The following is a 20,131-nucleotide window of genomic DNA, read 5'->3' on the forward strand; positions in this document are numbered from 1 at the left end:
ATGATGCCTCGATCTCTTTCGCAAACCGGCCCGGAGAAGCGACGCTTCACCTGGCCGAAGGGCACCCCGCAGATTATTGCCCTGCTGCTGGTTCTGCTGGTAGACAGCCTGGTGGCGCCCCATTTTTATCAGGTGGTGCTCCAGGATGGCCGCCTGTTTGGCAGCCCGATCGATATTCTCAACCGCGCCGCGCCGGTGGCGCTGCTGGCGATTGGCATGACGCTGGTGATCGCCACCGGCGGCATCGACCTGTCGGTAGGGGCGGTGATGGCGATTGCCGGCGCGACGGCCGCCTCGATGACCGTCGCCGGGCACAGCCTGCCGGTGGTGCTGTTGGCCGCGCTGGCCGCGGGCGCGCTGGCCGGATTGTGGAACGGCATCCTCGTGGCGGTCCTTAAGATCCAGCCCTTTGTGGCGACGCTGATCCTGATGGTGGCCGGGCGCGGGGTGGCGCAGTTGATCACCGCCGGGCAGATCGTCACCTTTGATTCCCCGGCCCTGGCGTGGCTCGGCAGCGGATCGTTTCTGCTGTTTCCGACGCCGGTGATCGTCGCCGCCGCTACGCTGCTGCTGTTCTGGCTGTTTACCCGTAAAACGGCGCTGGGCATGTTTATTGAGGCGGTAGGGATCAACATCCGCGCGGCGAAAAACGCCGGCGTCAATACCCGCATCGTGGTGATGCTGGCCTATGTCCTGAGCGGCGTCTGCGCGGCGATCGCCGGGATCATCGTGGCGGCGGACATCCGCGGCGCGGATGCCAATAACGCCGGGCTATGGCTTGAGCTGGACGCCATTCTGGCGGTGGTCATCGGCGGCGCCTCGCTGATGGGCGGGCGCTTTAACCTGCTGCTCTCGGTGGTGGGGGCGCTGATTATCCAGGGAATGAACACCGGGATTTTGCTCTCCGGCTTCCCGCCGGAGCTCAACCAGGTGGTGAAAGCGGTGGTGGTGCTGTGCGTACTGATTGTCCAGTCGCCGCGCTTTATCGGTTTACTGAAAGGGGTACGCGGCCATGATAAAACGTAATTTACCATTGATGATCACCCTTGCGGTGTTTGTGCTGGGCTACCTCTACTGCCTGACCCAGTTCCCCGGTTTTGCCTCAACGCGGGTGATCTGCAATATCCTGACGGATAATGCCTTCCTCGGGATCATCGCCGTGGGCATGACCTTCGTGATCCTCTCCGGCGGGATCGATCTGTCGGTGGGGTCGGTGATCGCCTTTACCGGCGTCTTCCTCGCCAAAGCGATTGGCTTTTGGGGAATCTCGCCGCTGGTGGCCTTTCCGCTGGTGCTGGTGATGGGCTGCGCCTTCGGCGCGTTTATGGGGCTGCTGATTGACGCCCTGAAGATCCCGGCCTTTATCATTACCCTCGCCGGCATGTTCTTCCTGCGCGGCGTGAGCTATCTGGTGTCAGAGGAGTCGATTCCGATTAACCACCCAGTGTACGACACCCTGTCCGGGCTGGCATGGACCATTCCCGGCGGCGGTCGTCTCAGCGCCATGGGACTGCTGATGCTGCTGGTGGTGGTGGCCGGTATTTTTGTCGCCCATCGCACCCGCTTTGGCAACCAGGTGTATGCCATCGGCGGCAACGCCACGTCGGCGAATCTGATGGGGATTTCGACTCGCAGCGCCACGATCCGTATCTATATGCTCTCCACCGGACTGGCGACGCTGGCCGGGATCGTCTTTTCCATTTATACCCAGGCGGGCTATGCGCTGGCGGGCGTCGGCGTCGAGCTGGATGCGATTGCCTCGGTGGTGATCGGCGGTACGCTGCTCAGCGGTGGCGTCGGTACCGTGCTGGGAACGCTGTTCGGGGTGGCGATCCAGGGACTGATTCAGACCTACATCAACTTCGACGGCACCCTCAGCTCATGGTGGACGAAAATCGCCATCGGCATTTTGCTGTTTATCTTTATCGCGCTGCAGCGTGGGCTGACCGTGCTGTGGGAAAATCGGCAGAATGCGGCGGTGACGCGGGTGAGCGGGGCGGGGAGTCGCTAAGAAATGCTCCTCCCGCAGGCGCGGGAGGAGCGGGCAGGGCGCTTAGGCGTCCGGGAACGCTTTAATAAAGTTCTCGACGTCTTCTACCATGTGGTTGTTGCCGACGAAGAAGGAGCGACGCTGATGCAGGCTTTCCGGGATAATATCCAGAATACGCTCTTTACCGTCGCTGGCCTTACCGCCCGCCTGTTCGGCGAGGAAGGCCATCGGGTTGCATTCATACAGCAGGCGCAGCTTGCCTTCCGGGTGGCTGGCGGTGCTCGGATAGAGATAGATGCCGCCTTTCAGCAGGTTGCGGTGGAAGTCCGCCACCAGCGAGCCGATATAGCGTGAGGTATAAGGACGCTGAGTCGCTTTGTCCTCTTCCTGACAGTACTTAATGTACTTCTTCACGCCCTGCGGGAATTTGATGTAGTTGCCTTCGTTGATGGAGTAGGTATTGCCCTTCTCCGGGAAGCGCATGCGCTCCTGGCATAGACAGAAGACGCCAAGGGACGGGTCGTAGGTGAAGGCGTGAACGCCGCAGCCGGTGGTATACACCAGCATCGTCGACGATCCGTAGACCACATAGCCCGCGGCCACCTGCTTGTTGCCCGGCTGCAGGAAGTCTTCTTCTGTCACCGGCGTGCCGACAGGCGTCACGCGGCGGTAGATAGAGAAGATCGTACCGACAGAGACGTTAACGTCGATGTTAGAGGAGCCATCCAGAGGATCCATCAGCACCACGTATTTGGCGTGTTCACACCCTTCGAAGACGACAATCTCATCTTCTTCTTCAGAGGCAATCCCGGCAACAATATCGCGTGCTCGCAGTGCGGCTTTTAATTTTTCATTAGCGAACAGATCGAGTTTTTGCTGAACCTCGCCCTGAACGTTTTCAGCACCGCTGGCACCCAGGATATCGACCAGACCGGCCTTGTTGATATCGCGGTGGATGATCTTGGCGCCCAACTTTATTGCTGACAACAAAGCAGTCAGCTCACCGGTGGCGTGGGAGAACTCGTGCTGCTTTTCAACAATAAACTCACCTAACGTTTTCATAACTCGTTCCCTGCATTTTTATGTTGAGTAAAACGAACGCAACAATCTTAACAAAGAATCAAAAAAGTGCGCACAGGTGAATCGCGCCAGCAAAATACAGATTCGCCTGAAATGCATTTCGCCAGGGCCCGGGATATGGGTAAAATGTGCCCCGGATAAGAAAAGGAAATGACGAATGCGCATTCATATTTTAGGAATCTGTGGCACGTTTATGGGGGGGCTGGCCATGCTGGCGCGCTCCCTCGGTCATGAGGTAACGGGGTCGGATGCTAACGTCTATCCGCCGATGAGCACCCTGCTGGAAAACCAGGGGATTGATTTAATTCAGGGCTATGACCCCAGCCAGCTGGAGCCCCGGCCGGACCTGGTGATTATCGGTAACGCCATGACTCGCGGCAACCCGTGCGTTGAAGCGGTGCTGGAAAATAATATTCCCTATATGTCCGGCCCGCAGTGGCTGCACGACTTCGTGCTGCGCGATCGCTGGGTGCTGGCCGTCGCCGGGACCCACGGCAAAACCACCACTGCCGGCATGGCGACCTGGATCCTTGAAGCCTGCGGCTATAAACCGGGGTTCGTGATTGGCGGCGTTCCGGGCAATTTCGACGTCTCCGCGCGCCTGGGCGACAGCCCGTTCTTCGTCATTGAAGCCGACGAATATGACTGCGCCTTCTTCGACAAGCGCTCCAAGTTTGTTCACTACTGCCCGCGGACGCTGATCCTCAACAACCTTGAGTTCGACCACGCGGACATCTTTGATGACCTGAAGGCGATTCAGAAACAGTTCCACCATCTGGTGCGCATCGTGCCGGGCAAAGGCAAAATTATCCTGCCGGAGAACGACATCAACCTGAAGCAGGTGATGGCGATGGGCTGCTGGAGCGAGCAGGAGCTGGTGGGCGAGCAGGGCCACTGGCAGGCGAAAAAACTGAACGCCGACGCCTCGCAGTGGGAAGTCTTACTCGACGGCGAAAAGGTCGGCGAAGTGAAGTGGGCGCTGGTCGGCGAGCATAATATGCATAACGGCCTGATGGCGATTGCCGCGGCGCGTCACGTCGGCGTGCTGCCGGCGGATGCCGCGAACGCGCTGGGCAGCTTTATCAACGCCCGCCGTCGCCTGGAGCTGCGGGGCGAAGCCAACGGCGTCACCGTGTATGACGATTTCGCCCATCATCCGACGGCAATCCTCGCCACGCTGCAGGCGCTGCGCGGTAAAGTAGGCGGTACCGCGCGCATTCTCGCCGTGCTGGAGCCGCGCTCTAACACCATGAAAATGGGCGTCTGCAAGGACGATCTGGCGCCGTCACTCGGCCGCGCCGATGAAGTGTTCCTCCTGCAGCCGCAGCATATTCCGTGGCAGGTGGCGGAAGTGGCGGAAGCCTGCGTCCAGCCGGCCCACTGGAGCGCCGACGTCGATACCCTGGCGGAGATGGTGGTCAAAACCGCCCACCCGGGCGACCATATCCTGGTGATGAGCAACGGCGGCTTCGGCGGTATTCATCAGAAGCTGCTGGATAAGCTGGCGCAAAAAGCGGCCGCGGCTGAATAAGCGCGTACGCCTCCGGTAACTGCCCTCCGCGTGAGGGCAGTTTTATTTTAGCTACCAGGAATTGTGTGATGCTGACCTGCGAAAGCGTACGTTCTACCGACTCGCCCCATTTCGCCATGCTGGACGCGCTTTACGCGCGCGCCTTTCCGTGGCACGAGCAGCGCGAAAGCGAGGCCAAACGTCAGGCGCTGAGCCACCCGCGCTACGCGCTGGAAGCATGGTTCGATGAAGGCGTCTTTGTCGGCCTCAGCGGCTGCTGGCAGTTTGCCGGCTACGGTTATATCGAACATCTGGCGATCGACGACACGCTGCGCTCCCGCGGCTATGGTAAACAGCTGCTGGCGCAGATCCTGACGCGCGCCCCGCTGACCATTCTGGAAATCGATCCGCTAACCACGGCCATCGCCCATAAACGGCTGCGCTTTTATCAGTCGATGGGGTTCCATGCTAATCCCTGGGCGCATCATCACCCGAGCTATCATCAGGGCATTGCGGATCATGAGCTGCTGGTGCTGAGCTACCCGCAGCCGATCGATGAGCGGCAGTATCAGCAGTTTGCCCGGGATCTCGGGCACGAGGTGATGGGGCGGGAGTAGCCCGGCTCGGCGTACCGCTCCGGGCATTCGACTGGCGGCGCTGTTACTCTTTGGCGATCGGCGTCTCGTTCTCCGCGACTTTGTTATCGCCCTGAATCTTAGCGATTTTCTGCTCAACGGCGGCTACCTGGGCGCTGTCGTGCAGCAGGGTGTAGGTTAGATCAAACTGCGCGCTGGCGCCCGGCTGCAGCTGTTTCACGCGTTTTTGTTTGCGTTCAATGGTGACCGGATAGGCGTAGCTGGTCCCCGGTTCGATACCGGTGACGTAGCCCTGCTTGACGGTATCGGTGTTTTTCCACAGCGTCAGGACCGGCAGCTGACGGGTATCAAACTGAATAGAGGCCCCTTTATCGCCCGCTTTGTTGACCACGGCGGCCAGGGTCTGGTGATTTTCATCGGCCAGGGGCTGAATATTAAATACCATCTCGTCAAAATCTTTGGTCGGTCCCTGATAGGTTTGCCAGGTTTTTAACCCACTCTTAGCGTAATCATTGAACGGGCTGATGCTGGACATCGGGGCGAGGAAACGCGCGCCTTCTTCGAGGATCGGGGTGCCGAAGTTGCTGTGGTAGATGATCTGATAATCATGCGGATAGTCGGCATGGTTGGTTAAGACGTCATGTAAGCTGAAGCTGTTGCTGCCCGGCACGTAGCGCAGTTCGGTCAGGGTCTGCAGATCGGCTTTTTTAAAGGTGCTCTCTTTCACCAGCCCGCGGATGCGGATTTCATACGGCGCGCTGTCGGCCACCTCCACCTCCACCAGAGAGGCCGGCGTGTTGCCCGCCTTGCCGTGTAGGGTATAAATTTGCCCGTCCGCGGTCACCGGATGGCCGGTCCATTCATAGCCGCAGCGGACCATCATCTCGTTGAATCCTTCCAGCCAGCCGAGGCCATTGCGGCTTTCCAGGTTGATAAACGCCGGGTTGACGACCTCTTTAACCGGCGAATCCCAGCCCATCCGGCTGCCGAAACCCTCAATACGCAGCAAGTTCATGCCGCGTGTCGGGCTCAGGGTGATGGTCAGGCCGTCTTTACTATGAATGGTGAGGATTTTGCTGCCTTCCTGCTTACCGCCGTGCAGGACTTTCTGCTCAATGCTGAACGCATGATCTTTCACCTTCAGCTGATCGCTGTTGATCTGCCAGTTTCCTTTATCCATCCCCTCTTCAGCGTTCGTCAGCACCCATGTTTTTGCCGCGGCCGAGCCGGAAACCAGCAGGGCGATCGTCGTCAGAACCAATGTCTTTTTCATTTTTATTCCCTTTTTGCTGAATCGATTGTGTCATTGACGTGTGAAATCTACCGGCATGGGGGTGATTAAAATGTGAAGCGCCTCACCTGGTGAGAAAACGGCCGATTTGCTGAGGATAAATGGGATGGAAGTCGTATTATCTTGCTATGTAATACGTATTTATCACCAGAATATGTGATCTATATTGTTTTTAGCTTTAACGATTCAGCTTGATAAGTCAGGCTATAAACAAACGTATCGTCGTGTGGATGAGGGGATTCAGGCGATGCGACGGGAATCCCCCTGCTGGCGCAAGCCTTAGAGGTGGGGTGAAGGTAGGCCGGATAAGGCGTAGCCGCCATCCGGCATAACGACGGGAACGGAGTCTGGTACAGCTTGCCCGGCGGCGCTGCGCTTGCGCGGGCCTACGGTGTTGCGTAACCGTTTGATATACAGGGCTCCGTAGGCCGGATAAGGCGTTAGCCGCCATCCGGCACAATGACGGGAACGGAGTCTGGTACAGCTTGCCCGGCGGCGCTGCGCTTGCGCGGGCCTACGGTGTTGAGTAACCGTTTGATATATAGGGAACCGTAGCCCGGATAAGGCGTTAGCCGCCATCCGGCACAACGACGGGAACGGGGTCTGGTACAGCTTGCCCGGCGGCGCTGCGCTTGCGCGGGCCTACGGTGTTGAGTAACCGTTTGATATACAGGGCTCCGTAGGCCGGATAAGGCGTTAGCCGCCATCCGGCACAATGACAGGAACGGAGTCTGGTACAGCTTGCCCGGCGGCGCTGCGCTTGCGCGGGCCTACGGTGTTGGATAACCGTTTGATATACCGGGCTCCGTAGGCCGGATAAGGCGTAGCCGCCATCCGGCATAACGACGGGAACGGAGTCTGGTACAGCTTGCCCGGCGGCGCTGCGCTTGCGCGGGCCTACGGTGTTGAGTAACCGTTTGATATAGGGAACCGTAGCCCGGATAAGGCGCAGCGCGCCGCCATCCGGGAGACTATTGCGGGCAAAAACAGCGGGACTTAGCCTTCGTTTTCCGCCAGTTCACGCAGATACTGGAAGATCAGGCGCGCCGATTTCGGCGGCTTGTTGCCTTCTTTCTCTTTCTTCGCATTGCGAATCAGCGAACGCAGCTGCTGACGGTCAGCATCTGGCCACAGGTTCAGCACTTCAGCGATGGCGTCATCCCCGTCGTCAATCAGTCGATCGCGGATCTGCTCCAGCTTGTGGAACAGCGCAACCTGCTGGTTGTGACGGTTTTTCAGCTTGTCCAGCGCCTGACGAATCGGATCGACATCGCGGTTGCGCAGCATCTTGCCGATAAGCTGTAGCTGGCGGCGGCGACCCTCTTTTTTGATTCGCTGGGCGAGTTCGATGGCGTCGCGCAGGTCGGTATCCAGCGGAATTTTATCCAGCGCGTTTTTCCCCAGGTCAACGAGTTCCGCGCCAAGACGCTTCAGTTCTTCCGCGTCGCGCTTAATTTCACTCTTACTGACCCAGATGATTTCATCATCTTCATCTTCAACGTCATCACCGGGCACGTCGTCGAGCCAGTCTTCGGGCTGCTTTGTCATCTCAGGCTCCTTAAAAAAAGAGGCTAATGTTACCAGTTAAGGCGCGCACTGAAAAACGGTTCTCTGTTAGACTTCAGTTAACTCCTTCTTACATTATGGCATTAGCAATGAAAGTCATCTCTCAAGTTGCACAGCAGCGTAAGACGCTGGAAGAAGCCGTTACCACGGCACTGGAACTGGCGGCAGGTAAATCTGATGGTGCGGAAGTTTCCGTCAGCAAAACCACGGGCATCGGCGTCAGCACCCGCTATGGCGAAGTGGAGAATGTAGAATTCAACAGCGATGGGGCATTAGGCATCACGGTTTACCATCAGAACCGCAAGGGCAGCGCCTCCTCCACCGATCTTAGCCCGGACGCTATCGCCCGCACCGTGCAGGCGGCGCTGGATATCGCCCGCTATACCTCCCCGGACCCGTTTGCCGGCGTAGCCGATAAAGATCTGCTGGCCTTTGACGCCCCGGATCTGGACCTGTTCCACCCGGCGGAGGTCTCCCCGGACGACGCCATCGAACTGGCCGCCCGCGCGGAGCAAGCGGCCCTGAAGGCCGATAAACGCATCACCAACACCGAAGGCGGCAGCTTTAACAGCCACTACGGCATTAAAGTGTTCGGTAACAGTCACGGCATGCTGCAAAGTTACTGCTCGACTCGCCACTCCCTCTCCAGCTGCGTCATTGCGGAAGATGACGGCGATATGGAGCGCGACTACGCCTACACCATTGGCCGGGCGATCGAGGATCTGCAGTCCCCGGAATGGGTCGGGGAAGAGTGCGCCCGCCGCACCCTGTCACGCCTGGCGCCGCGTAAGCTGTCGACCATGAAGGCGCCGGTTATTTTCGCCAACGAAGTGGCGACCGGGTTGTTTGGCCACCTGGTCGGAGCGATTGCCGGCGGCGCGGTCTACCGTAAATCGACCTTCCTGCTCGATTCGCTGGGCAAACAAATTTTGCCGGAGTGGCTGACCATTGAAGAGCATCCGCACCTGCTGAAAGGGCTGGCCTCCACGCCGTTCGACAGCGAAGGCGTGCGCACCGAACGTCGCGATATCGTCAAAGACGGCGTGCTGACCCAGTGGCTGCTGACCAATTACTCAGCGCGCAAGCTGGGGATGAAAAGCACCGGCCACGCCGGGGGCATCCACAACTGGCGCATTAACGGCCGCGGCCTGAGTTTTGCAAAGATGCTTAAAGAGATGGGCACCGGTCTTGTGGTTACCGAACTGATGGGGCAGGGTGTCAGTGGCGTCACCGGCGACTACTCACGCGGCGCATCCGGCTTCTGGGTAGAAAACGGCGAAATTCAATATCCTGTCAGTGAGATCACCATTGCAGGTAATCTGAAAGAAATGTGGCGTAATATCGTGACCATTGGCGATGATATTGAAACGCGCAGCAACATTCAGTGTGGTTCTGTGCTGCTGCCGGAGATGAAAATCGCCGGGCAATAACACCTGTTTGCTTAAATAATAAAAAGGAAGTGAGCAATGCGTAAAAAACTGTTAGCGATGCTGGCTGTCTCTGCTTTTGCGCTCGGTTCAGCGTCGGCCTTCGCCGACCTGGGCGAAGACATGGACACTCTGGCAGAAAACCTGCAAGTGGTACAGAAGACCTCCGACGCCGGCGAGCTGAAAGCGGCGCTGAATAAGATGCGTACCGCCGCGGTCGATGCTCAGAAAGAGACCCCGCCGAAGCTGGAAGGCAAAGCGGCCGACAGCGCTGAGATGAAAGATTACCGTCACGGTCTGGATATTCTGATCGGCCAGATCGACGGTGCGCTGAAGCTGGCGAACGAAGGCAAGGTGAAAGAGGCGCAGGCCGCCGCGGAGGAGTTTAAAACCACCCGCAACACCTATCATAAGAAGTACCGCTAACCGTTCTTTTCGGGAGGCATCAGCCGATGCCTCCCACCTGAAAGCCTACCGATATCACATTTTTCCACTCTCTTTTTTCGGCCTTTCCGCTGCCGCGGGCGCCTTGTCCACGCTCATTGTTGTGATACATCTCACGCCATAGCCGTCGTTTTTACCTTTTCCCTGTGAATATGTGGGGTCGATCACCCCTGCCGCCTCCCTTTCCACTTCGAAGTGGAAAACAACTCGCTACAAACTCCTGACCCCCGGCGCTACCTTGATTTCCAGAGACATCAGCGGGGTAACACAAGTGAATAACGGAGCGGTAATAAACGACGTAGGGGAGCAGGCGGCGCAGACCGAACGCCTGGCTGACAAGATGTTACAGCAGGTATTCGCCCTGTTAAGCCGTCACGACATCGTCCCTAACGACGTTCAGGAGCAAATGCTGACTTCCCACGTGCGGGCCATGGCCCACCGGTCAATCAGCGGCGAACCGCTACCGGAAGTGGATGCCAGTCTGTTCGAAGAAATTTCTGAAGATTCAATGATGCTGGCCCGCGAAGTGGTCGCACAGTTCGGCAACCTGCCTGATGAAGAGGCCTGGCTGCTCTCCGTCCACTTCGAAGTCGCGAAAGATAACCTGTAAGGAGCAAAACATGGAACAAATCACCGTAGTCATTGGCGACCGTCTGGGTAAAGGCCAAAAAGTCGCCGCAGGCGCTGAAAAAGCGGGCGCACGTGCTGTGGTCGTCCCTGGCGTTGCGGCCGACATGAAGCTTGGCGACATAATGAAAGCGGAAAATGCCACCTTCGGCATCTCCTTCTGCGGCAGCGGCGGCGCCGGCGCCATCACCGCCCAGACCAAATACGGCTACAAAGCAAAATACGGTATGCGCTCTATTGATGAGGGCGTCACCGCTATCAACGAAGGCTGCAACGTGCTGGGCTTCGGCTTTATGGATAAAGAAGAGCTGGGCGAGCGGCTGGTAGAAGCCTGGAAAAAGAAATACGGCGCATAAGTATGAAAGAGCAATTCACCACCACGGTGAGGGTTGCCGGCAAAGGCGAAAGCAAATCACGGGCCTTCGCCGATGCCCTGAACCATGTGCAGGCTGCGGTGATGAAATCATCCTCGCGCATCCTACTGCGTATTGAGCCACAGGACGTGACGGTTGTTCATGCGCGCGAAGCGGTACGAAAAGAGGCGTTTCTGTTCTTCTTTTTGCGCCGTGAACGACGGACCTACAGCGTGGAGCTGGACGTCACCGTCAACGTGACCGCCATCGATCTCGATAAAGTGGATTTCGTCACGCAAACCTGATTGTTAGCATAAGGTCTGACTATGTTCCTGATAATTTTAATAAAATCGCTTATCATCGGCGGCCTGGTCGGCGTCGGCGTGGGCGCCGGAGCGGCACGCATGTTTCATGCCCCCACCACGCAGGGGATGGGGGCGTTTCGAACCCTGGGCGAGCTGAATTCCTGTGAGGGCGATCCGGCCTCCCACTTCTCCTTTGGCCTTGGCTTCTTCTTTAACGCCTGGGCCTCTTCCGTTGCAGCAGGCTCCTTCACCCAGGATGTTGACCACCGCATTATACCCAACTGGGGCGCGGCGGCGCTGATGCTGAAAAATCGTAACGTCGGCGAAACGCTGCACGATCCGAAAAAAATGGCCATCTCCTGCGGCATCATCGGCATGATTGTCGTCGCCTTCCTCAACCTGACCGCCTCGTCCGTACCGGAAGCGCTGCAGGTGACCGCCGTTAAGGTACTGGTGCCGGCGGCAAACCTGCTGGTAAACACCGTGATGCCGGTGATCTTCTGGCTGGCGGCGATCGATGCCGGTAAAAAATCAGGCTTCTGGGCGACGATTTTCGGCGGCGCCGCGCAGCTGATTATGGGTAACGCCGTACCGGGTCTGGTGCTGGGGATCCTGATCGGTAAAGGCGTCGAAGAGAGCGGCTGGAACCGGGTGACTAAAGTGATGATGGTGGCCATCGTCGCGCTGTTTGTCCTCAGCGGCTTCTTCCGTGGCTTCGACATGAAGATGATCGAATCCTTCCATCTGACCGTGCCGAACTGGCTGGACATGATCCACAACTCACTCAGCGGCAAGTAACGGGAGCCGGATAATGGAACAGAATAAAGGTTTTTGGTATGCCGACTGGTCGTTCCCGATCTTTGTTGGCCTGCTCTCCTCCGGCGTCTTCGCCGGGACCCACATGTACTACCTGTACGGCATCGGCGCCTTTAACGAAGTAGCCTTCGTGGCGATGCTGAAGTCGGGGATTGATACCGGCGTTTACGGCGCGGTGGCGGCGTTTGGCGCTAGCTTCCTGTTCGCCCGCATCATCGAAGGGTCGCTGGTAGGGATCCTCGATATCGGCGGCGCGATACAGACCGGTATCGGTCTTGGCGTGCCGGCGCTGCTGCTCGGCGCGGGCTTTGTCTTCCCGGTGGCGAACTTCGCCGCGTCGCTGGTCACCGGCCTGGTCCTCGGCCTGGCGGTGGGCTACATCATCATTCTGGCGCGTAAGTTCACCATCAACCAGAGCGATTCCACCTACGGCGCCGACGTGATGATGGGGGCCGGTAACGCCTCCGGCCGCTTCCTCGGTCCCTTGATCATCCTCAGCGCAATGACCGCCTCGATTCCTATCGGGATTGGCTCGCTGGTTGGCGCACTGCTGTTCTACATCTGGCAGAAACCGATCACCGGCGGCGCCATCCTCGGGGCGATGATCCTCGGTTCCATCTTCCCGGTGGCGATTAGCTAAGCGCCCGATGGCGCTGCGCTTATCGGGCCTACAAGCCAGCGCGGTTTGTAGGCCGGATAAGGCGGTACGCCGCCATCCGTACACTCTTTTCATCAGGAGATAGCTATGTTTGATTTACTCCTGCGCCGCGCGCGCCTCGTCGACGATACCCTGACTGATATCGCCATTCAGGACGGGAAAATCGCGGCGCTGGGCGAGATTAGCGCGCCCTCCCGTAAAACCATTGAGCTGAACGGCAAGGTTTACGTCAGCGCTGGCTGGATTGACTCTCACGTTCACTGCTACCCGAACTCACCGATTTATCACGATGAGCCGGATAGCGTCGGCATCGCCACCGGCGTCACCACCGTGATCGATGCCGGCAGCACCGGCGCCGACGACGTCGATGACTTCTATCAACTGACCCGTAAAGCGGCGACGGAAGTTTATGCGCTGCTCAACATCTCCCGCGTCGGGCTGATTGCGCAGAATGAGCTGGCCAATATGGCCAATATCGACGCCGCCGCGGTGAAGCAGGCGGTGCAGCGTCATCCCGACTTTATCGTCGGCCTGAAGGCGCGGATGAGCAGCAGCGTGGTGGGCGAAAACGGCATTACGCCGCTGGCGCGCGCCAAGGCCATTCAGCAGGAAAACGACGATCTGCCGCTGATGGTGCACATCGGCAATAACCCGCCGAACCTCGATGAAATCGCCGATCTGCTGAGCAGCGGCGACATCATTACCCACTGCTATAACGGCAAGCCGAACCGCATTCTGAATCCTGCCGGCGAGCTGCGCAGCTCTATTACTCGCGCTCTGCAGCGCGGCGTGCGTCTCGATGTCGGCCATGGCACCGCCAGCTTCAGCTTTGAGGTGGCGCGGCGGGCGATTGCGCTGGGCATTCTGCCGCACACCATTAGCTCCGATATTTACTGCCGCAACCGGATCGACGGCCCGGTGCGCTCGCTGGCGCTGGTGATGTCGAAATTCCTCGCCATCGGCATGACGCTGCCGCAGGTGATTGACTGCGTGACCGTCAGCGCCGCAGAAGGGCTGCGCCTGTCGCGTAAAGGGCGGCTGGAAGTGGGCTTCGACGCCGATTTAACGCTATTTCGCCTGGAGCACCGGCCCACGCTGCTGGTGGATGCTGAAAAAGAGAGCCTGCAGGCTGACAACATTCTGGTGCCGCTGGCCGCGATCCGCGCGGGCAAAGGCTATCTGACCGAACAAGGGAGCGCGGAACATGCCTTCGATTTTTGAGAAATACCATTTAAAACAGGTGATTAATACTTCTGGCCGCATGACGGCGCTGGGCGTTTCCACGCCGCGCCCGGAAGTGGTGGAAGCCGCGATGGCAGGTATGAACCAGTACTTTGAAATGAAAGACCTGGTGAATAAAACCGGCGAGTACATCGCCAAACTGTTGGATGTGGAAGGGGCGACCGTTGTCTCCTGCGCGTCGGCGGGGATTGCCCAGTCGGTAGCGGCGGTGCTGGTGAAAGACAGCGACTGGCTGCTGGAGAACCTGCACGTTACGCCGATTGAGAATAACGAAATCGTGTTGCCGAAGGGCCACAACGTCAACTTCGGCGCGCCGGTTGGCACCATGGTGGCGTTGGGCGGCGGTAAGCTGGTGGAAGCGGGCTACGCCAACGAATGTTCTGCTCAACAGCTGGCGGCGGCGATCACTCCGCGCACCGCGGCAATTCTGTATATCAAATCCCACCACTGCGTGCAGAAAAGCATACTCAACGTGGCGCAGGCCGCGGAAGTGGCGCGCCAGCATAACTTGCCGCTGATCGTCGATGCGGCGGCGGAAGAAGATCTGCAGTGCTACTACCGCATGGGCGCCGACCTGGTTATCTACAGCGGCGCGAAAGCGATTGAAGGGCCGACCAGCGGGCTGGTGATCGGCAAAACGCAGTACGTCGAGTGGGTTAAGCGCCAGTCGATGGGGATTGGCCGGGCGATGAAAGTGGGTAAAGAGGGCATTCTCGGCCTGACCTGCGCCATTGAACACTACCTGACGGCGAGCAAAGAGAGCGGTCAGCAGATGGTGGACAAGATGACGCCGTTTATCGAACAGCTCAATACTCTCAACGGCGTGACCGCGCGGGTGGTGTGGGACAGCGCGGGCCGCGATATCGCCCGCGCCGAAATTAAATTTGATGAAGTCACGACCGGCGTGAAGACCGGCGATCTGGTTAACGCGCTGAAGCAGGGTGAATACGCCATCTACTTCCGCGGCTATAAAGCGAATGAAGGCATTATCGAAGCCGATGTCCGCAGCGTAAACGCGGAGCAGCTGGCGGTGGTCGCTCGCCGCATCGCAGAAGTTCTGAATAAGGAGAAACAAGCATGAAACTGACCCCAAACTTTTACCGTGACCGCGTGTGCCTGAACGTCCTGGCGGGCAGCAAAGACAACGCCCGTGAAATTTACGACGCGGCGGAAGGTCACGTCCTGGTCGGCGTGCTCTCCAAAAACTATCCGGACGTCGCCAGCGCGGTGGCCGATATGCGCGACTACGCGAAGCTGATTGATAACGCGCTCTCCGTCGGGCTGGGGGCAGGCGATCCAAACCAGTCGGCGATGGTGAGCGAGATTTCTCGCCAGGTGCAGCCGCAGCACGTCAACCAGGTCTTCACCGGCGTGGCTACCAGCCGCGCGCTGCTCGGGCAGAACGAGACGGTGGTCAACGGCCTGGTCTCTCCCACCGGTACGCCGGGAATGGTTAAGATCTCCACCGGCCCGCTGAGCAGCGGCGCGGCGGATGGCATTGTGCCGCTGGAAACCGCCATCGCGCTGCTGAAAGACATGGGCGGCAGCTCCATCAAATACTTCCCGATGGGCGGCCTGAAGCACCGCGCCGAGTTTGAAGCCGTCGCCAAAGCCTGCGCCGCGCACGATTTCTGGCTCGAGCCGACCGGCGGTATCGATCTGGAAAACTACAGCGAGATCCTGAAAATCGCCCTCGATGCCGGGGTAAGCAAAATCATCCCGCATATTTACAGCTCGATTATCGATAAAGCCAGCGGCAACACCCGCCCGGCCGATGTTCGCCAGCTGCTGGAGATGACCAAACAGTTAGTTAAGTAGTGCCCTTGTCCCTCACCCTCAAAGGGTGAGGAGCAGCTTATCCCACTGAACCATCAAGGAGTTGCTATGCCTGTCGCTCGTCATCTGCTTGTCGCTTCACTGTCCCTGTTTGCCGCCGCCGCGGGCGCCGCGCAAACCCACTATGCCTGGGTAGGCACCTATAACCCCAATGGCGAAGGTCTGTATCGCTTTACCGTCGATGCCAAAACCGGCGCCCTGCGCGATAAGACGCTGGTGAGCTCGTTGCCGAACGTCGCGCAATTAACCGTGTCGCGCGATGGCAAAACGCTGTATGCCGCCAGTGAGGTCGAAAAAGGCGTGGTGCAGGCGTGGCGCATTGAAAAGAACGGCGAGCTGACCGCGCTCAGCCAGGTCGCCTCCGGCGGCGCCGGGCCGGTGTATCTCTCCCTGACGCCGGACGGTAAGCATCTGCTGGTGGCTAACTATGTCAGCGGCAGTATCGCCGTGCTACCGGTGCAAGAAGATGGTAGCCTGGCTGAGGCGGTGGACAGGCATCAGGATGAAGGCCCGGCAGGCGCCGAACGCCCGGCGGCGGCCGTCGAGGGCAGCTTCGCCATCAGCGATCACAACGGCCCGCATGCCCATATGATCGCCGCCGATCCCAGCGGGAAATACGTTTACTCTACCGATCTGGGGCTGGATCGGATCTATCAGTATCGGCTGGATAGCGCCAGCGGCAAGCTAACGCCGAACGATCCGCCGTTTATCGCCGCCTCGTCGCCGGGAGCCGGCCCGCGCCACTTCGTCTTTACGCCACAGGGCGACGGCCTGTGGCTGATTAACGAGGAAGCGTCGACGCTGACCTTCTATCATCTGGATAAGCAAAGCGGCCTGCTGCGTGAAGGCAAAACTGTCTCCGCGCTGCCGGAAGGTTATAAAGGCACCAGCTTTGCCGCCGGACTTGTGTTGAGCAACGATGGCAAACAGCTATATGTCGCCAACCGCCTGCATAACAGCATTGCCCACTTCACGGTGCTGGCCGACGGCAGCCTGAGTCACCAGGAAGATATCTGGACGCGTGGCGATTATCCCCGCACCCTGACGCTGGATAATCAGGGGCAGTGGCTGTACGTCATGAACCAGCGTAGCGATAATATTACCCGCTTCAGCGTGGCGCCGAAGGATGGCAAATTAACCTTTGCCTCCGACTATACGCCGGTCGGTAGCCCATCGCAGATGGTGATATCCGCCCAACCCTGAGCCGTAATTACAAGGAACTGACATGCGATTTCCCAACCAACGCTTAGCGCAACTCTTCACCCTGCTGCGAAATGAAACGCTGCCGCAGGATGAGCTGGCGCAACGCCTGTCGGTTTCCACCCGTACCGTGCGCGCTGATATTACCGCCCTGAATACGCTGCTGGCGCAATATGGCGCGCAGTTTATCCTTAACCGCGGTAGCGGTTATCAGCTGAAGATAGATAATCCGACGAGTTTCCAGGCGCTGGAGGAGACCGCGCCGAAGGCGCAGCACGTGCCGCGTACCGCCCAGGATCGCATCACGTTTCTGCTGGTGCGTTTCCTGACGTCGGCGTTCTCTATCAAGCTGGAAGATCTGGCGGATGAGTGGTTCGTCAGCCGCGCCACGTTGCAAAATGACATGGTTGAGGTGCGCGAGCGCTTCCAGCGCTATCAGCTGACTCTTGAAACCCGCCCGCGCCACGGCATGAAGCTGTTCGGCAGCGAGGTGTCAATTCGCGCCTGCCTGACCGACCTGCTGTGGGAGCTGACCCAGCAAGGCGATATCGCGCCGCCGATCGGCGCCGAGGCCTTTGCGGCGGAGGTGCCAGCGCTGCTGGAGCCGGTGCTGCAGGAGACGCTCACGCGGCATCATATTCGCCTCACCGACGCCGGCGAGCGCTTTGTCTGCCTGTATGGCGCGGTGGTGGTGCGCCGCGTCAGCGAAGGCTACCCGCTGGCCGATTTCAGCGCTGAAGATGTGGCGCAGAACGTCCGCGACGCCGCGCGCGAGCTGACGGGCGAGCTGCAGCGGCTGGCCGGGAAACCTTTATCGCCCGCCGAAGAAGAGTGGCTATGCGTGCATATCGCGGCCCGTCAGGTGCAGGATGTCGATCCGGAAACTATCAGCGCCGACGATGATGAAGCGCTGGTCAATTACATCCTGCGCTACATCAACAGCCAGTATAATTATAACCTGCTGGACGACGCCCAGTTGCATGCCGATCTGCTGACCCACATTAAAACCATGATCACCCGGGTGCGCTACCAGATCATGATCCCCAATCCGCTGCTGGATAACATCAAACAGCACTACCCGATGGCCTGGGATATGACCCTGGCCGCGGTCTCCAGCTGGGGGAAATATACTCCGTACACCATCAGCGAAAACGAAATCGGCTTTCTGGTACTGCATATCGGCGTTGGGCTGGAGCGCCACTACAACATCGGCTACCAGCGTCAGCCGCAGGTGCTGCTGGTGTGCGATACCAGCAATGCGATGGTACGGATGATCGAGGCGATCCTGCAGCGTAAATATCCGCAGCTGGAGATCGCCGCTACCATCTCCCAGCGCGAGTACGAACAGCGGGACGCGATCGAGGCGGATTTCGTTATCTCAACGGTGCGGATCGGCGAAAAAGACAAGCCGGTAGTGACCATCGCGCCGTTCCCCACCGACTATCAGCTGGATCAAATCGGCAAGCTGGTGCTGGTGGACCGTACCCGTCCGTGGATGCTGAATAAATACTTCGATGCCGCCCACTTCCGGGTGGTCGATAAGCCGATGGATCAGCAAACGCTGTTCGCCGAGCTGTGCCAGCAGCTGCTGGAGGAAGGCTTTGTCGATGCGGAGTTTCATGCTTCGGTGGTGGAACGTGAAGCGATCGTCAGCACCATGCTGGGGGATGGCATTGCGCTGCCGCACTCCCTGGGGCTGCTGGCGAAAAAGACGGTGGTTTATACCGTTATCGCCCCGCAGGGCATCGCCTGGGGCGACGAAACCGCCCATCTCATTTTCCTGCTCGCTATCAGCAAGCGCGAGTATGAAGAGGCGATGGCGATCTACGATATTTTCGTGACTTTCCTGCGCGAGCGCGCCATGAGTCGCCTCGCCGCGACCCGCAGCTTCGATGAGTTTAAAACGGTGGCGATGGAGTGCGTCAGCCGGTTTTGAGAGGCGTTTTCCAGATTCGAGTGTAATTCAATTGTAATGCTATGCTGCATTACAAAATTCCCCTTTCCGGAGGCATAATGGCCACGCTCAATGTTCGACTGGACGATAAACTCAAAAAAGAGGCTTATGCCGTGCTGGAGAAACTCGATATGACACCAACGGAGGCGGTACGCCTGCTGTTTCAATACATTGCGGAAAATGGCCGCATGCCGGTGAAAAGTATGACCATCAGTGATGGCGAAGCGGCGTTATTACGCACCGTTCGCGAACGGCTGGAAAACCCACGGCCGGGGGTTAAGGTGAGTCTGGATGACCTATGAACTGGAGTTTGATCCACGAGCCTGGCGCGAATGGCAGAAGCCTGGCGAGACGGTCAAAAAACAGTTCAAAAATAAGCTCCAGCAGATTGTGCAGAATCCGCGAATTGAGTCGGCCAGGCTGAGCGATTTACCGGATTGCTACAAAATCAAGCTTAAGGCGTCAGGTTATCGGTTGGTGTATCAAGTACGAGATAGTGTGGTGGTGGTTTACGTTATTGCCATTGGCAAAAGAGAGAAAGCGGCCGTTTATCATCAGGCGAATAAACGGCTCTAAACGCTATCGCAAATGATGTACGACCTGGTTGCTGCTGCCGCGCCAGATAAGCGCCGGATCTTTCAAATCCTGCACAAACTTACCGTCAACCAGCACGTTAATCAGGTTCACGACTTCCATCTGCTCGGCGTTCAGTTCGTCAATCTTATAGCCCGTCCAGACCCAGATATCTTTGCCGGGGCATTCGGCGCGCACGCGCTGAACCAGCTTTAAAATATCCGCGACGTTCTGCGGATGCAGCGGATCGCCGCCGGAGAGTGAAAGCCCCTGGCGTTTGATGCGGGTGTCGTTGAGGTCGGCGATGATGCGGTCGGCCATCTCAGCGGTAAACGGCATACCGGAGTTCACCCGCCAGGTACTTTTGTTGTAGCAGCCGGGGCACTCGTGGACGCAGCCGGAGACAAACAGGGTGCAGCGGGTGCCGGGGCCGTTGACGATGTCGACGGGGTAGTACTGGTGATAATTCATTTTCGCTTCTCAATTAACGCCATAGCCGCTTTGGCTGCGCTCGCTCACCCCAGTCACGTACTGAATGTACGCTCCTGGGGATCCCTTCGTTTGCCGCCTTGCTCTGACGTTAATTGCTTTGCGAAAACGAAGGAGTGCGGCCATTTCCTGGCGTCGCTGCGCTCGGCCGGGCTACAACAGTGGTAGTGGTAG

24 protein-coding genes are annotated in these 20,131 nt (G+C 58.5%); 19 read left to right on the plus strand and 5 right to left on the minus strand.

Going from position 1 to position 20,131, the window contains the following annotated elements; all coding sequences use genetic code 11:
• Both KPHS_04670 and KPHS_04680 read left to right on the plus strand, forming a co-directional pair.
• Window positions 1-1,026 carry a sugar ABC transporter membrane protein gene (locus KPHS_04670; RefSeq protein ID YP_005224767.1) on the plus strand — a complete coding sequence of 342 codons (1,026 nt, stop codon included), beginning with the start codon at window positions 1-3 and terminating at the stop codon, window positions 1,024-1,026.
• A gap of 10 nt (window positions 1,027-1,036) precedes the next feature.
• On the plus strand, window positions 1,037-2,011 hold the full coding sequence (locus KPHS_04680) for an inner membrane ABC transporter permease YjfF (protein YP_005224768.1): 975 nt from the start codon (window positions 1,037-1,039) through the stop codon (window positions 2,009-2,011).
• A gap of 42 nt (window positions 2,012-2,053) precedes the next feature.
• Here the strand turns inward: KPHS_04680 and KPHS_04690 are convergent, their stop codons facing one another.
• A complete protein-coding gene (locus KPHS_04690; RefSeq protein YP_005224769.1) occupies window positions 2,054-3,052 on the minus strand; it encodes a fructose-1,6-bisphosphatase in 999 nt (332 codons plus the stop codon).
• A 175-nt stretch (window positions 3,053-3,227) separates the two neighbouring features.
• On the opposite strand from KPHS_04690, the gene KPHS_04700 reads away from it, so the two are divergent.
• Together KPHS_04700 and KPHS_04710 are read left to right on the plus strand one after the other, a co-directional pair.
• Entirely contained in the window at window positions 3,228-4,601 is a 1,374-nt protein-coding gene (locus tag KPHS_04700) for a UDP-N-acetylmuramate:L-alanyl-gamma-D-glutamyl-meso-diaminopimelate ligase (protein ID YP_005224770.1), read from the plus strand.
• Window positions 4,602-4,669: 68 nt separating this feature from the next.
• The gene (locus KPHS_04710; protein YP_005224771.1) at window positions 4,670-5,197 is read left to right on the plus strand and encodes a putative acyltransferase domain protein; all 528 of its coding nucleotides are present in this window, start codon (window positions 4,670-4,672) and stop codon (window positions 5,195-5,197) included.
• Between the two features lie 43 nt (window positions 5,198-5,240).
• Here the strand turns inward: KPHS_04710 and KPHS_04720 are convergent, their stop codons facing one another.
• Window positions 5,241-6,449: a putative thioredoxin-like protein gene (locus KPHS_04720; protein YP_005224772.1), complete on the minus strand. Its 1,209-nt coding sequence runs from the start codon at window positions 6,447-6,449 to the stop codon at window positions 5,241-5,243.
• Window positions 6,450-6,633: 184 nt separating this feature from the next.
• Here KPHS_04720 and KPHS_04730 point away from each other — a divergent pair, with 184 nt between their 5' ends.
• Window positions 6,634-6,750: a hypothetical protein gene (locus KPHS_04730; protein YP_005224773.1), complete on the plus strand. Its 117-nt coding sequence runs from the start codon at window positions 6,634-6,636 to the stop codon at window positions 6,748-6,750.
• Between the two features lie 713 nt (window positions 6,751-7,463).
• Here KPHS_04730 and KPHS_04740 read toward each other — a convergent pair.
• Window positions 7,464-8,015 (minus strand): ribosome-associated protein, encoded by a 552-nt coding sequence (locus KPHS_04740; RefSeq protein ID YP_005224774.1) that lies wholly within the window; start codon window positions 8,013-8,015, stop codon window positions 7,464-7,466.
• Between the two features lie 107 nt (window positions 8,016-8,122).
• Between KPHS_04740 and KPHS_04750 the strand changes: the two genes are divergently transcribed.
• Complete coding sequence (locus KPHS_04750; protein YP_005224775.1) at window positions 8,123-9,463, plus strand: peptidase PmbA; 1,341 nt, start codon at window positions 8,123-8,125, stop codon at window positions 9,461-9,463.
• A gap of 36 nt (window positions 9,464-9,499) precedes the next feature.
• Window positions 9,500-9,886 carry a cytochrome b(562) gene (locus KPHS_04760; RefSeq protein ID YP_005224776.1) on the plus strand — a complete coding sequence of 129 codons (387 nt, stop codon included), beginning with the start codon at window positions 9,500-9,502 and terminating at the stop codon, window positions 9,884-9,886.
• Window positions 9,887-9,940: 54 nt separating this feature from the next.
• Here the strand turns inward: KPHS_04760 and KPHS_04770 are convergent, their stop codons facing one another.
• Window positions 9,941-10,072, minus strand: a complete 132-nt coding sequence (locus KPHS_04770) for a hypothetical protein (RefSeq protein ID YP_005224777.1) — start codon at window positions 10,070-10,072, stop codon at window positions 9,941-9,943.
• A 103-nt stretch (window positions 10,073-10,175) separates the two neighbouring features.
• On the opposite strand from KPHS_04770, the gene KPHS_04780 reads away from it, so the two are divergent.
• The 12 genes from KPHS_04780 to KPHS_04890 all read left to right on the plus strand — a co-directional run bounded on the left by KPHS_04780 (window position 10,176) and on the right by KPHS_04890 (window position 19,471).
• Window positions 10,176-10,514: a glycine dehydrogenase gene (locus tag KPHS_04780; protein ID YP_005224778.1), complete on the plus strand. Its 339-nt coding sequence runs from the start codon at window positions 10,176-10,178 to the stop codon at window positions 10,512-10,514.
• 10 nt (window positions 10,515-10,524) lie between these two features.
• Window positions 10,525-10,887, plus strand: coding sequence for a putative cytoplasmic protein (locus tag KPHS_04790; RefSeq protein YP_005224779.1), 363 nt, complete (start codon window positions 10,525-10,527; stop codon window positions 10,885-10,887).
• A 2-nt stretch (window positions 10,888-10,889) separates the two neighbouring features.
• Window positions 10,890-11,189: a putative cytoplasmic protein gene (locus KPHS_04800; RefSeq protein ID YP_005224780.1), complete on the plus strand. Its 300-nt coding sequence runs from the start codon at window positions 10,890-10,892 to the stop codon at window positions 11,187-11,189.
• A gap of 21 nt (window positions 11,190-11,210) precedes the next feature.
• Window positions 11,211-11,987, plus strand: coding sequence for a putative inner membrane protein (locus KPHS_04810; RefSeq protein YP_005224781.1), 777 nt, complete (start codon window positions 11,211-11,213; stop codon window positions 11,985-11,987).
• Between the two features lie 13 nt (window positions 11,988-12,000).
• Window positions 12,001-12,645: a putative inner membrane protein gene (locus tag KPHS_04820; RefSeq protein ID YP_005224782.1), complete on the plus strand. Its 645-nt coding sequence runs from the start codon at window positions 12,001-12,003 to the stop codon at window positions 12,643-12,645.
• A gap of 105 nt (window positions 12,646-12,750) precedes the next feature.
• Window positions 12,751-13,884: an adenine deaminase dihydroorotase gene (locus tag KPHS_04830; RefSeq protein YP_005224783.1), complete on the plus strand. Its 1,134-nt coding sequence runs from the start codon at window positions 12,751-12,753 to the stop codon at window positions 13,882-13,884.
• Window positions 13,868-14,986 (plus strand): DgaE family pyridoxal phosphate-dependent ammonia lyase, encoded by a 1,119-nt coding sequence (locus KPHS_04840; protein YP_005224784.1) that lies wholly within the window; start codon window positions 13,868-13,870, stop codon window positions 14,984-14,986. The genes KPHS_04830 and KPHS_04840 overlap by 17 nt, the downstream gene beginning before the upstream one ends.
• On the plus strand, window positions 14,983-15,723 hold the full coding sequence (locus KPHS_04850; protein YP_005224785.1) for a KDGP aldolase family protein: 741 nt from the start codon (window positions 14,983-14,985) through the stop codon (window positions 15,721-15,723). The genes KPHS_04840 and KPHS_04850 overlap by 4 nt, the downstream gene beginning before the upstream one ends.
• A 66-nt stretch (window positions 15,724-15,789) precedes the next feature.
• A complete protein-coding gene (locus KPHS_04860) occupies window positions 15,790-16,944 on the plus strand; it encodes a putative isomerase (protein YP_005224786.1) in 1,155 nt (384 codons plus the stop codon).
• Window positions 16,945-16,966: 22 nt separating this feature from the next.
• The gene (locus tag KPHS_04870; RefSeq protein ID YP_005224787.1) at window positions 16,967-18,877 is read left to right on the plus strand and encodes a putative mannitol/fructose-specific PTS family enzyme IIA component; all 1,911 of its coding nucleotides are present in this window, start codon (window positions 16,967-16,969) and stop codon (window positions 18,875-18,877) included.
• 77 nt (window positions 18,878-18,954) lie between these two features.
• Window positions 18,955-19,197, plus strand: a complete 243-nt coding sequence (locus tag KPHS_04880; RefSeq protein ID YP_005224788.1) for a bifunctional antitoxin/transcriptional repressor RelB — start codon at window positions 18,955-18,957, stop codon at window positions 19,195-19,197.
• Window positions 19,187-19,471 carry a putative inner membrane protein gene (locus tag KPHS_04890; protein YP_005224789.1) on the plus strand — a complete coding sequence of 95 codons (285 nt, stop codon included), beginning with the start codon at window positions 19,187-19,189 and terminating at the stop codon, window positions 19,469-19,471. Before KPHS_04880 ends, KPHS_04890 begins: the two co-directional genes overlap by 11 nt.
• Before the next feature lie 3 nt (window positions 19,472-19,474).
• Here the strand turns inward: KPHS_04890 and KPHS_04900 are convergent, their stop codons facing one another.
• Window positions 19,475-19,939 (minus strand): anaerobic ribonucleotide reductase-activating protein, encoded by a 465-nt coding sequence (locus KPHS_04900; RefSeq protein ID YP_005224790.1) that lies wholly within the window; start codon window positions 19,937-19,939, stop codon window positions 19,475-19,477.
• Between the last annotated feature and the right edge of the window lie 192 nt (window positions 19,940-20,131).

Origin of the sequence: Klebsiella pneumoniae subsp. pneumoniae HS11286 (assembly GCF_000240185.1) — a bacterium.
In the GTDB taxonomy this organism is placed as follows: domain Bacteria; phylum Pseudomonadota; class Gammaproteobacteria; order Enterobacterales; family Enterobacteriaceae; genus Klebsiella; species Klebsiella pneumoniae.